Genomic DNA, 11,963 nt, shown 5'->3' on the forward strand with positions numbered 1-11,963 from the left:
GCTTGTGTGCGTTGTCGACTAGTTCGACTTCGCGGTAACCCAAACGGTAATGCCGATAATGACGCCGAGGCCGATAATCCAGATGAAGAGCCCCTCAGCAACCGGACCGATCGAACCAAGCGTCAGACCGCCTACGGAGGGTGACTCGTCAATGTACTTGAGGTACGAAATAATGTCGGCCTTTTCCTGGGGGAGATGTTGGTATCACTAAACACCGGCATGTTCTGCGGGCCGGTCACCATGGCCTCGTAGACATGCGTCGGAGCTACCCCGGTGAGCTTCGGAGCGAACTTGCCTTCGGTGAGCGCGCCACCGGCAGCGGCAACGTTGTGGCACATCGCGCAGTTAATGCGGAACAGCTCACCGCCGTTTGCGACATCACCGTCGCCCTGCAGGTACTGGCTCTTGGGGAGATCAGGCCCCGGTGCCAGCGAGGCAACATATGCAGCCATCTGCAATGTCTGCTCCTGCGTAAACTGAGATGGCTTGACCATGCCCTGGGGGCCTTGGAAAGCGAGTGGCATGCGACCGGTCCCGACCTGGAAATTAACGGAAGCGGCGCCCGCGCCGATCAGTGAAGGTCCATCAACGGTTCCCTCTGCCCCGGCACCGTGGCAGGTCGCGCAGTTCGCCCCAAAGAGCTTCTCGCCTGCCTCGATGGTGGCGGGGGACTCGAGGTCAATCTCAGCGGTCGCGGATGTTTGGCTAAAGCCAGCGTATGCGGCACCGGTAACGAGAAGACCTACGGCCAGGAGAGCTGCGGTTGCGAGCGGGTGGCGGCGGCCCGACTTACGGACGTTATTCTTGGCGCGAGCCATGTGTTCTGGCCTTCCTTAGTATCCCTGCACGAGAGGCAGGACATAGATGACGATGAACAGGATGATCCACACGATGTCGACGAAGTGCCAGTAGTACGACACGACGACGGCGGTGGTCTCCTCCTTGTGCGTGAAGTTCTTCACCGAGTAAATGCGGCCGATGACGAGCAAGAAGGCAACCAGGCCGACAGCAACGTGGATCCCGTGGAAGCCCGTGGTCATGTAGAAGGCTGAGCCATATGGATCTCCCGAGAGCGTGATGCCCTCAGAGACAAAGGTCGCGTACTCATAGGCCTGGCCCGAAACGAAGATGGCTCCCATGAAGAATGTGAGATAGAACCATTCGACCGTGCCCCACTTTCCCATGCCTCGGCCGGTTGCTCTCGGCTGCATCCGCTCGGCGGCGAAAACACCGGCCTGAGCGGTAAAGGAGGAGGCGACCAGAACCAGTGTGTTGATCAGTGCGAAAGTAAAGTTGTGCTTCTCTACCTGCATTGCCCAAAGGTCTGGGTTCATGGCACGCAGCGTGAAATAGATCGCGAAGAGGCCGGCGAAGAACATAACCTCGCTGCCGAGCCACACGATCGTGCCCACGGCGACGATATTTGGTCGCTTCACCGAGGCCACGGCTGACTTGGTATTCATTGTGGTCGTTGTCACCTCTCCATTATGGCTGAAAGTTTGGTGTGTGTTTTGACACCGAGACGGCGCGCCGAACTTTCTGCGAACTACCTGACAAGCTTATCGCGAATTTGCCCCTCTCCGCGCGCACCCCACCGAAAGCGCCCTCGATAGGATGTCTCCATGATTGATGAGCGCAACTGGCCAACTATTCTGAGTGAGCTTTTGAAAGGCGACGACCTCAGCGTGTCGCAGGCTGAGTGGGCCATGTCTCGCTTTATGAGAGGGGAAGCAAGTGGCGCGCAGATAGGCGGGTTTTTGGTTGCGCTCCGCTCAAAAGGAGTAACCGTCGACGAGATTATTGGCTTTCGTGATGCCATTCTTGCTGAGGCGCTTCCTATTGACCTTCCTGCGATGTCCCTCGACATTGTCGGTACCGGGGGAGACCGCTTCGGCACGGTAAATGTCTCCACAATGGCCTCTGTTGTCGCCGCGGCCGCTGGCGCTCCGCTCGTAAAGCACGGGAATCGGGCGGCCAGTAGCCAGTCGGGATCCTCTGATGTGCTGAGCGCGCTCGGGGTGGATCTCGCGCTTGATGCAGATCGACTTGCGGCTTCGTTTGCCGAGACGGGCATCGCTTTTGTGCATGCTGCGCATTTTTTGCCGGGGTTTCGGCATGTTGCGGCGGCGCGAAAAGAGCTCGCCATTCCCACGGTGTTCAATTTTCTCGGTCCCCTCTGTAACCCCGTGCGACCGGAGGCCTCCGCGGTTGGCGTGGCAGATATCGAGCGTGTGCCGCTCTTCGTTGGCGTCTTTCGGTTGCGTGGCGCTTCTGCGCTGGTCTTTCGAGGCGACGATGGCCTAGACGAGATGACCACCACTGGTCACTCGCGGGTGTGGGAGGTCAGCCGCGGTGGGCTGACCGAGCACGACATCGATCCTCGGGATCTCGGCATCAAGCGTGCAGAGATCCGGGATCTTGTGGGTGGCACGCCAGATGAGAACGCCGCCGTCGTGCGCCGGGTGCTCTCGGGGAGAGCGGTCCCGTGCGCGACATTGTGCTACTCAATGCCGCCGCCGGACTCGTCGCCTTCGACCTTGCGAGCAAGCCCGAATCCATTGAACGGCCGCTTCTTGAGCGGCTGGGGGAGAAGCTGAAGGTCGCAGAAGAGACGATTGACTCGGGTAAGGCTGCGACAAAACTCGATGATTGGGTGCGGTCGACCTCTCAAAAGTAAGGCCGACCACGACGCTAGCGCTTGACGCGACTGTACTTCGCCAAGAACGGAATCGGATCAGTCGGTACTTTATCGACGACGAGCGCGAGGTGCAGGTGGGGCCCGAAAGACATCCCGTGTTGCCGACTCGACCTGCGGGATCACCCATCTTCACTTCGTCGCCGACTGACAGGCTGTGAGAGTCCACCTGCATATGACAGTACCGACTCGTCACTTTCTTGCCGTCAATCTCGTGCTCAAGCTGCAGGGCGAAGCCGCAGCCGTCGCTCGCAAAACCCGCCTCGATGACTTTGCCGTCGGCGATCGCGTAGATCGGGGTGCCAGCGGCGGCCGCGAAGTCCTGGGCATCGTGAAATTGCTCCACGGGCGCAGTGCGATACCCGAAGGTGTCGGTGAGCGTCACGGACGCATAGATCGGATAATTCACCACCATCTCAGGATTGGCCGCGAAGGAGGTTGGCTGTGAATCGACAATTTCTACTGCCGATATCTCAGCGAGTGAGGCCGGAAGTTCTTCGAACGGAACATCGACCGAGCTGAAAAGTCGCTGTTGTGCGGCTGCCGCGGGTTGCGCGATCTCGGCGTGCTGTGTGACGGGAAGCGAGAGGGCGAGCACCAACGCACAGACACTGCCGGCTGCCGCGATCCCGGCAAGTTTGCGACGGAATGTCTTTGGCCCGCAGGCGGGGGTGCCTTGCGCTACCGCTACATGCGGCACATGGGCGATCTGAGGAACACGCACCTCTGGGAGGGAAGCTGCTACTTGGGGGAGGGGCGGTTCCTGCTGGACCCGCTGATGCCGGGCTCGCTGATGCTGGGCTCGCTGATGCTGGACCCTCTGCTGCTGGGCTCGCTGCTGCTGGACCCTTTGCTCGCGCAGGACCTTGCGAGAAGGGTACCGAACCGGAGGCGGTGCGGAGGTGTCTGGCATACGAACTTTCGGTCAGGGAAGCGGCCGGAGAGGCCGCGTCGGAAGATAACGAACAGGTTACAACCTTGTGGCGATGAAAGCTATTTCGTTGTGAACTTTCTCTAGTGGGGGTCCGTCGGTTCCGAATTTGAGGCGGGCTGGATCCGGCCCGGCTCGGGGGTGCGTTCCACATCCTCGGCGGGAACGACGTGTTGGATCGGTTGCGTGGTGGCGTCGACATACCACTCGGTGAGCGCTGGATCCTCGCTGTCAAAGCCTGCGCCGGCTCCTTCCTCTGCAGGAACCTCGCTCGCGCCAAAGACAAAGTCATCGCCGTACTCGTCGATCCCGCGTCTGACTCCCTGCGCGATGGCCGCTTGCGCATACTTGCGTCGGATGATGAAGGGATCCGTGCGCAGGTCTTTCGCCCAGGCGATCATGATCCCAATCACAATAACCGCGAAGGGTAGCGCTGAAACGACCATGAGTGATTGCAGCCCTGAGAGCGTGTTTCTGCCGCCTGCGAGCAGCAGCGCGATCGCGATGAGGCTGAGCAGCAGACCCCACACAACCGTGACCCACTTTGACGGCTCCGGACGCCCACCCTGTGACATCGACGCCATCACGATCGAGGCCGAGTCTGCGGCGGTGACAAAGAACACGAGCACGGCGATCATCGCGACAATAGACGTGAGCATTCCGAGGGGGAGTCGCTGCAAGAGATTAAACAACACCTCTTCGCCCGAGCCCCCTGACTGAAGATTCTCGCCGTTCAATCCCATGAAAATCGCAGTGCCACCGTACACAACGAACCAGGCGATCACGATTGCAGACGGCACGAGCACCACCGTGGTGACGAACTCGCGCAGCGTGCGACCGCGGGAGATCTTGGCGATGAACATGCCAACAAACGGCGTCCAAGACACCCACCACGCCCAGTAGTAGGTGGTCCAGGTGGAAAGGAATTCTGCCGTCTCGGCTCCCTGGTTCGGGCTGCGAGAGATCATCATGCCCAACTGGTCGAAGAACGCGAAGATGGAAGTTGGAAAGAGGTTCAGCAGAAAAACCGTTGGCCCCGCAATCAGCACGAACAAGCCGAGCGCGCCGGTAATCGCCATGTTCAGGTTTGAGAGCCTGCGGATCCCGCGCTTCACCCCTGACACCGCCGAAGCGATGAACAGCGAGGTCAGGATCGCTATCGCGCCGATCAGAAAGACGTTGCCCATCGGTCCAAGACCCGTGACGACCATAAACCCGCTCTCGATCTGCAGTGCCCCGATCCCGAGCGAGACTGCGGTGCCGAATAGCGTCACGATGATCGCGAAGATATCGATAATTCGACCGAGCAAGCGGTGGGTGCCGCCGGGGAACACCGGCTCAAAGAGCGCTGAGATGAGCGGTGCTCGACCGCGGCGGTAGGAACTGTAGGCGATTGCGCCGCCAACGAGCGCGTAGAACGCCCAGGCGATGGGTCCCCAGTGCAGGAGGGTTTGTGCGAGCGCGGGCAGAGCTGCCTCGGCTGATCCGGGCTCCGCTTCAACTCCGGGCGGGGGATTGAGGAAGTAGGTGAGGGGTTCGAGCGGGCCGTAGAAGAGCAGCCCGATCCCGAGTCCCGCAGCAAAGAGCATGGAGATCCAGGACCCGGTCGAGAACTCCGGTTTCTCGTCGTCGGCGCCCAGACGGATGCCGCCCGTGCGGCCATAACCCACCACGAGCATGAACAGGGTGACCGTGATTGCGAGCGCGCCAAAGAGCCACCCGAAGTTGGTGCTCACCCAAGCGAGCGCCGCGCTGCCCACCGCCGCCAGATTGTCGGGGCGATGAACGCCCAGAGGATCACCGCAAGGGTGAGCGCGACGGTGACCGACAACACCAGCCAGTTCGTACCGAAACGGACGCCCGTCTGCTCGACGCCGATACCCGGGATCAGCCCCGGGTGCGGAGGGGTCGGCAGTGAGGGAATGCGGATCTTGCGGTTGCTCGGGCTTTTGGGCAGTGAGCTTTTGGGCAGTGGGTTTTTCAAACTGAAGTTTCCTTCGGGTTGTTCTTGGTATCGCTTGAAGCCTGTCGGGCTTCGCGGATGAATCTCTGAATGCGTGCCGGATCCTTCACGCCGGGGGAGCGCTCAACCCCGCTCGACACGTCAACGCCCCACGGTGACGACTGGGCGATCGCTGCCGCGACGGATTCGGGATCAAGGCCGCCCGCGAGGATCCACTCGTCACCCAGCTGCGCGTTTTGCAGCGCACTAAGGTCCCAGGGTTCGCCGGATCCGGGGCGTGTGCCATCGACCAGCAGACGCTCCTCGCCGAAATCACCGGCGCGGAGATCGGGGTTGGCTGCGAGCGAGGTTGCGCGCCACACCCTGGAAATGTGTTGCTTCGCTGCCTCGAAGTCTTGGGCGGAGTAGCTGCCGTGCAGTTGTAGTACGTCGAAGCCGAGATGGGCCGCGAGAGAGGCGGCCTCGGCGGCGGGCATGCGGTTGACGACCAGCACCGTGTCGACCGAGGCCGAAGCCGCGCGCGCGGCGGAGACGATGCTTGAGGCTATCTCGGGGGAGGTGTCGCGTGGACTCCCTGGGCTCATCACGACGCCGATAGCGTCAGCTCCAAGGTCAACTGTGCGACGCGTCATCTCCGCATCGCGCAGTCCGCAAATCTTGATGTACATGGTCTCCCCTTTGGTTTGCCCTCATCAAGGGTAGCGGGGGAGTAGCGCCGTGTTCGCCCTCACCGTAATTTCAGGACATTCTGATCAGGCCGGGTTTAGGGTGAACGTATGTGGTTGCGGCGCGCGATGTATCTCTGGCTGTTTCCTGCGGCCTTTGTGTTACCAATGTGGTTGCTTATCGGCTGGGGCGTTTTCGGTGCTGGTGGCTGGGTGTTCTTGTGGGTGCTCTTCGTCGCGATTCCTTCGGTGTTTCTGGGGCAGCTGCTGATGGCCTTTCTCGTGCGGTCTCGACCTTCGGTGAGGCGGGATCGGGCGTTGTCGTGGCCCGATGTCGCGGGCTTCGCCGTGTGGCACGTCTTGGTGATCCTCGTGGGCTGTTACGTCGAGACGTGGTTTCCGCTCGCGCTCACCGCGGCGATTGTGTCCGCAGCCTTGCTGCTGTGGTCGTCGCTGCGGCAGCTGCGGCGCGAAGCTGCCGCGGTGATGTCGGGCGGGTTTGCTGAGGCCGAGTTTACGCAGTCGACCGGGTTTGTGAAGCCCGGCGAAGTGCTGATCGTCACGGATGCGCCGCAGGCGCAGGATACTCCGCCTGCGCGTCCGTGATCGGCAGCAGTGTGGTGGTCTGGGGAGAGCCTTGCGAACACTCAAGCTGACATAATATAGATTATCGTGCTTACCGCGGAGCGGTGTACGATAATCTACCGTGGGCTGGGAAGCTTGGGTGCGTGTCTTGGGTACGAACCCTGGGTGCTTGTCTGGGTACGAACCCTGGGTGCGTTCTTGAGTGCGTGTCACAACGCTGGTACGGAGTGCTGTGTGCGCAGATGGTTGTTATCGGTGCGCATAAGAACGACTTGCGCACACGCTGGGTTCATGCTGGCGTGCCAGGCTCGCAGGTGTGCCAGGCTCGCAGGCTCGCCAGGTTCGTTCAGGACTAGCCGTTGCTCAGAAGGAACAGCGAGCGTGACGCAAGCGTCGAGGCCGCAGCCGCCGCGAGCTGACCGGCATCGAGCATCAGCGCCTGGCTCGTGTTCGCAGCAGCAACGATCGTGAACACCATTGCCACGAGCACCAGGCCCCAGCCAATCACCGCCATAACAATGCTCAGTGTGCGTCCCAGTTGTACCGAACCCCGAGAGGTCGCAGGCCTCATGATCGTGGCAACCGCAAACGCGCTCACACACAGCGCGATCGCACCGAACACATCACTCGGGCGGTGCCATCCGTACGCGAGCAACTGCCAGCCGACCGCTGAGAGCAATACGGATCCCCGAGCATCACCAGCCCGCGCATCTTCGCGGGCACCGCCCAGATCAGCGCCGCAACAAGTACCGCAAAGAACGTCATGTGGCCGCTCGGGAACGTATTGGGCGCATCAAGCTCAAACAGCCCCGGCCGCGTCAGTAGTCGCAGTTTCAACAGCTGGGAGGCCGCCAAGACACACAGCGAGACCGTCAGAACGCCGATGCCGCGCCGGAAACCATGCACCCACCACGCCAGTGCGCTGACGGCGAGCAATGAGAACGCCACCGATGGCACCGACACCAGATTCAGCGGTGCCGGCGGATCGGTGGTGAATCTCGCCGCGTCAAGCACACTCGCCTCAGCCTGCTGCCCGAGCGCGCTCTGCACACCGAGTACATACGATCCGACGCCCACAGCGACCCAGAACAGGAGCGACCACAGCGCCCCCAAACGACGTCTGGTGTCGAGGCCCGCCACACTCACGACTCCCCCGCTCGCTGGTCTGCGGTGCGAACCGCCCACAACGCCAGGGCCGCGGCCGTGGAAACATTGAGTGAATCAACGCCGTGTTCCATCGGGATCAGGATCGTGCGTGCCGCCGAGGCCAGTGCGCGACGGCTCAGCCCCTCCCCCTCCGTACCAAACAGGAGCGCGAGCTTGTCTGGCAAATGCTGGGCATAATCCGCAAGATCCTCGGCGTCGTCGCGCAGCGCAAACGCGGCCAGCTCGTAGCCTTCCTCACGAAACATCGGCCCGGCAACGGGCCACTCCGGGAGTCGTGCCCACGGCACCTGCAACACCGCCCCCATGCTCACGCGAACCGCCCGACGATAGAGCGGATCGGCGCACGCCGGCGACAACAGCACGGCGTCCGCCCCGAGCGCCGCCACCGAACGAAACACCGCCCCCACATTGGTGTGGTCCGCGAGGTCCTCAAGCACCACCACCCGCCGCGAGCGCCGCAGAAGTTCGACCGGATCCAGTTGCGGGGCCGATGCATCGACGCCAGCGCTCCACGGTGCAGATGAAACCCCGTCAGCGTCTCGAGCTGCACGGAGTCCCCCACGTACACCGGCACCTCCGGGTGATCCGCGAGTAGCGGCTCGACGCGCGGCAGCCATTCTTTAAGGAGGAGCAGCGAGCGCGGAACGTGCCTCGCGCGCAATGCCCGCTCGATCACCTTCGGGGATTCAGCAAGGTACAGCCCCTCCGCGGGCTCCCGGACGCGCCGCAGCGCCACATCCGTGAGCTGCGTGTAGTCAGCGAGTTCGGGAGCGGCAAGGTCAGTAATATGCGTGACCCTCACGCGACACACTCGCTCACCGTGCTGGCCGGCGTGTCTGCTGCCGTTTCAACAAGGAACTCGCTGATGAACGCCACCGCGTCCGCGACCGCCTCGTAGTGCACGAGGTGACCGGTGCCGGGAATGATGCGTAGGCGCGATCCTGGAACCCGATGCTTCAGTTCAAGCTGCTTCGAGAGGTCGGTAATATCGTCGCGCTCCCCCGCAATCAGCAGTGTCGGCCGGTCAAAAGACGCGCAGTACTCGAGTACGGTATGAGATACCGACGCGCGGAAAGACTGCAGCAGCGTAGACGGATCCGAAAAGGTGCTGAAATACTGAGCGTGCTGGCCGTGGATCCAGGCCCGTAGCTCGGGATTCCCGGTCTTTGCCATGACCTCGCTCATCGCACGGACGATCAGCGGGTTTCCCAGCAACTGCTTCGCCGCAGGCGCGGGCAGGATCTCGGCGGTCCGGTAGTACCCGATCGTCAGCTTCGTCAGCGCCCCCTTCGGCCCCTCAAGCGCCGGCGCAGATATGGGGTTGATGAGAATAATTCTGCTCGGATCGAGTCCACCAGCAATCGCGGCGGACACAACGAGAGATCCGAATGAGTGCCCCAGGATCGCATGACCCTCCGGCGCGACCTCGGCGGCAAACGCTCGCAGCCACTCGCCGTAAAGCTCGATCGTGTGCTCGCGGCCTGGGATCGCCGGGGTCTCACCGAAGCCAGGCAGATCCGGCACGATTGTGCGCACACTCGGCAGTACCGCAGCAACCTCGCGGGCAATCTCCTCAAGGCCGTGGTGATCCCCCCGAAAACCATGGACCAAGATCAGGGGTGTGCCCGCAGGATCGCCATACTGCCAGGCGCGAGTCTGGATACCGAGCGTCGGTACACCAAATGGGCGAGCAGAAACGAGAGCGGAAGTCACGAGATAATCCTAGCGAGGCCACTCTGGCAGGCGGCTGCGCTTACCCGAGTGCTCCGCAATCTCCTAGTGTCCCGTGTCGCAAGTTGCTTTGCAGATAGCGGTGCTCCGGTGGATGCAGCGCGAGGCGGAGGAGTGAGGCGATGCCGTTGCATCGTCGAGTGACGACAACGACGCGATGCGCCGCCGGAGTGCCGGGATATGTGAAGCGAATTTGCGACACGGGACACTAGCACTCGATAGCATCGAAGATAACGAAAGGAGCACCGTGACCTCACCTCTCCCGCTCTGGGCCTCAAATCTCGCCGTGTTCGACACGGAAACGACGGGCATCGACACTTCGCAGGCGCGGATCGTGAGCGCCACGATTGCGTTGCTCGGCCCTGATGAAGAGGTTGTTGAACGATACGACTGGCTCCTGAACCCCGGAATCGAGATCCCCGCGGCCGCCGAGCGCGTGCACGGTATCAGCACCCAGATCGCCCGTGCCAGCGGCATCGACGCCGCAGTGGGGGTGCAACAGATTGTCGTGCAACTGGCCGAGATGATCGAGCGCGGCTTCCCAATCGTCGCTTACAACGCTCCCTATGATCTGACGCTGCTGCGTGCGGAGGCCGAACGCTACGGGGTGCCGTGGCCTGCCGACCTCTCCCCCGTGATCGATCCGTTGATCATTGACAAGCAGTTTGATCGCTACCGCAAGGGCAAGCGCACGCTCGAGGCAGTCTCTGCCCACCACGGTGTCGAGATTGGCACGGCGCACGATGCCGGGGACGACGCGATCGCCGCGGGTCGGGTGTTGCAGCGGATCGCGCGCAAGTACGCAGACGTGATCCCCAGCGACCTCGAAGACCTGCACCGTGCACAGATTGCCTGGGCGGCGGCGCAGGCGGCGAGCTATCAGGAGTTCAGGCGGCGCCAGGATCCGAGTTTCGTGGCGGACGGCAGCTGGCCGTTGCGCTGATCTTGCACAGAAACAAAAGGGTGGTGAGGATCCGAAGATCCCCACCACCCTTTTGCGTAAAAGCTTGGAGCTTAGGCGCCGAAGCCCTTGAAGCGCTGGTTGAACTTCTCCACGCGGCCGGCGGAGTCCATGATGCGCTGCTTGCCCGTGTAGAACGGGTGCGATGCGCTGGAGATCTCAACGTCGATGACCGGGTAGGTCGCACCGTCGAGTTCGATCGTCTTGCTGCTACCCAGCGTTGAGCGGGTGAGGAAGGTCTCGCCCGAAGCGAGGTCGCGGAAGACGATTGCGTTGTACTCGGGGTGGATATCGGTCTTCATGAGTGTCCTTATATTGAGTCGGATATGGTGCGTCTCGCGCACAGAGTCTTGCGGTGTGACCGCGCCAAGGTTCTACTTTAGCAGAACTCGCGGCCGAAACGCTGCATCCGGGGTATCGGGTTACGGGCGTGCAACGGCGGCATAGCGGCCGTCGTGCGCGGTGAGCTCAAATGGCATGCCGAAGGTGGCCTCAAGGTTGTCAGCGGTGAGGGTCGTCGCCATCGGGCCGATCGCCTGAATGCGGCCCGCTTTCAACATCATGACGTGGGTGAAGCCCGGCGGGATTTCTTCGACGTGGTGAGTGACCATCACCATGGCGGGAGAAGAAGGTGACTGCGCGAAACCTGACAGCATCTGCAGCAGCCGTTCCCTCGCGCCCAGATCCAAGCTCGCGCTCGGTTCATCGAGCAGCAGGACCTCCGGGTCGGTCATCACGGCCCGCGCGATCAGTGCGCGCTTGCGCTCTCCGTCGCTCAGCGTCCCGAAAGTGTGGTCGGCGAAGCCGGCAAGATCCCACTCCGCAAGAATGCGCTCGGCCTGTCGAATGTCGATGTCTTCGTAGTGCTCGTTCCAGCGACCCTCGACGGAATAGGCCGCCGTCAGCACCAGATCACGCACGATTTCGTTCGCCGGGATCCTGCGGGCGGTCGCAGAGGACACAAAGCCGATCCGATTGCGCAACTCGAAAATGTCGACGCGACCGAGGCGCTTGTCGAGCACATCGACGGTGCCGGTGGTCGGGTAGTCGTTTGCGGTCGCGAGCTTCATGACGGTCGTTTTTCCGGCGCCGTTTGGCCCCAGGATCACCCAGCGGTCGCTGTCGGTCACGGTCCAGTCCACGCCGTCCAAGATTGGACGACCGTTCCGCAGATAAGAGACATCGGTGAAGCGCAGCACGTTGACCATGATCGTAAGCCTAGCCAGTCGAAGCGGATCTCGTGGGCGGCACCCCGAAGATGCCTG

General features: G+C 62.1%; 11 protein-coding genes and 4 pseudogenes. 3 read left to right on the plus strand and 12 right to left on the minus strand.

The window, feature by feature from the left end; translation table 11 throughout:
• Positions 1-18: 18 nt before the first annotated feature.
• Positions 19-818: pseudogene (qcrC, locus tag G7067_RS08720) on the minus strand (cytochrome bc1 complex diheme cytochrome c subunit).
• Between the two features lie 15 nt (positions 819-833).
• A complete protein-coding gene (gene ctaE, locus G7067_RS08725) occupies positions 834-1,463 on the minus strand; it encodes an aa3-type cytochrome oxidase subunit III (RefSeq protein WP_166325999.1) in 630 nt (209 codons plus the stop codon).
• Positions 1,464-1,622: 159 nt separating this feature from the next.
• Here ctaE and trpD point away from each other — a divergent pair.
• A pseudogene (gene trpD, locus G7067_RS08730) lies at positions 1,623-2,677 on the plus strand (anthranilate phosphoribosyltransferase).
• Between the two features lie 157 nt (positions 2,678-2,834).
• Here trpD and G7067_RS14930 read toward each other — a convergent pair.
• The 4 genes and pseudogenes from G7067_RS14930 to G7067_RS08745 form a co-directional block, all read right to left on the minus strand.
• Positions 2,835-3,608, minus strand: a pseudogene (locus G7067_RS14930) (M23 family metallopeptidase); the annotation flags it as partial.
• A gap of 101 nt (positions 3,609-3,709) precedes the next feature.
• The gene (locus tag G7067_RS08740; protein ID WP_244301026.1) at positions 3,710-5,386 is read right to left on the minus strand and encodes a BCCT family transporter; all 1,677 of its coding nucleotides are present in this window, start codon (positions 5,384-5,386) and stop codon (positions 3,710-3,712) included.
• Entirely contained in the window at positions 5,359-5,610 is a 252-nt protein-coding gene (locus tag G7067_RS14295) for a hypothetical protein (RefSeq protein ID WP_244301027.1), read from the minus strand. Before G7067_RS14295 ends, G7067_RS08740 begins: the two co-directional genes overlap by 28 nt.
• Complete coding sequence (locus G7067_RS08745) at positions 5,607-6,257, minus strand: phosphoribosylanthranilate isomerase (RefSeq protein WP_166323557.1); 651 nt, start codon at positions 6,255-6,257, stop codon at positions 5,607-5,609. Before G7067_RS08745 ends, G7067_RS14295 begins: the two co-directional genes overlap by 4 nt.
• A gap of 108 nt (positions 6,258-6,365) precedes the next feature.
• On the opposite strand from G7067_RS08745, the gene G7067_RS08750 reads away from it, so the two are divergent.
• Positions 6,366-6,860: an MFS transporter permease gene (locus G7067_RS08750; RefSeq protein WP_166323559.1), complete on the plus strand. Its 495-nt coding sequence runs from the start codon at positions 6,366-6,368 to the stop codon at positions 6,858-6,860.
• A 331-nt stretch (positions 6,861-7,191) separates the two neighbouring features.
• Here the strand turns inward: G7067_RS08750 and G7067_RS14300 are convergent, their stop codons facing one another.
• The 4 genes and pseudogenes from G7067_RS14300 to G7067_RS08765 all read right to left on the minus strand — a co-directional run bounded on the left by G7067_RS14300 (position 7,192) and on the right by G7067_RS08765 (position 9,719).
• A complete protein-coding gene (locus tag G7067_RS14300; protein ID WP_244301028.1) occupies positions 7,192-7,353 on the minus strand; it encodes a hypothetical protein in 162 nt (53 codons plus the stop codon).
• Between the two features lie 80 nt (positions 7,354-7,433).
• Positions 7,434-7,985 carry a hypothetical protein gene (locus G7067_RS08755; protein ID WP_244301029.1) on the minus strand — a complete coding sequence of 184 codons (552 nt, stop codon included), beginning with the start codon at positions 7,983-7,985 and terminating at the stop codon, positions 7,434-7,436.
• Positions 7,982-8,808 (minus strand): annotated as a pseudogene (locus G7067_RS08760) (TrmH family RNA methyltransferase). The gene G7067_RS08755 and the pseudogene G7067_RS08760 overlap by 4 nt, the downstream one beginning before the upstream one ends.
• Positions 8,805-9,719 carry an alpha/beta fold hydrolase gene (locus tag G7067_RS08765; RefSeq protein ID WP_166323561.1) on the minus strand — a complete coding sequence of 305 codons (915 nt, stop codon included), beginning with the start codon at positions 9,717-9,719 and terminating at the stop codon, positions 8,805-8,807. Before G7067_RS08765 ends, G7067_RS08760 begins: the two are co-directional and overlap by 4 nt.
• 265 nt (positions 9,720-9,984) lie before the next feature.
• Between G7067_RS08765 and G7067_RS08770 the strand changes: the two genes are divergently transcribed.
• Entirely contained in the window at positions 9,985-10,680 is a 696-nt protein-coding gene (locus G7067_RS08770; RefSeq protein ID WP_205881111.1) for an exonuclease domain-containing protein, read from the plus strand.
• A 71-nt stretch (positions 10,681-10,751) separates the two neighbouring features.
• On the opposite strand, the gene G7067_RS08775 is transcribed toward G7067_RS08770, so the two are convergent.
• Entirely contained in the window at positions 10,752-11,000 is a 249-nt protein-coding gene (locus tag G7067_RS08775) for a type B 50S ribosomal protein L31 (protein WP_166323565.1), read from the minus strand.
• A gap of 120 nt (positions 11,001-11,120) precedes the next feature.
• A complete protein-coding gene (locus G7067_RS08780; RefSeq protein WP_166323567.1) occupies positions 11,121-11,906 on the minus strand; it encodes an ABC transporter ATP-binding protein in 786 nt (261 codons plus the stop codon).
• Between the last annotated feature and the right edge of the window lie 57 nt (positions 11,907-11,963).

Origin of the sequence: Leucobacter insecticola (assembly GCF_011382965.1) — a bacterium.
Lineage (GTDB): Bacteria > Actinomycetota > Actinomycetes > Actinomycetales > Microbacteriaceae > Leucobacter > Leucobacter insecticola.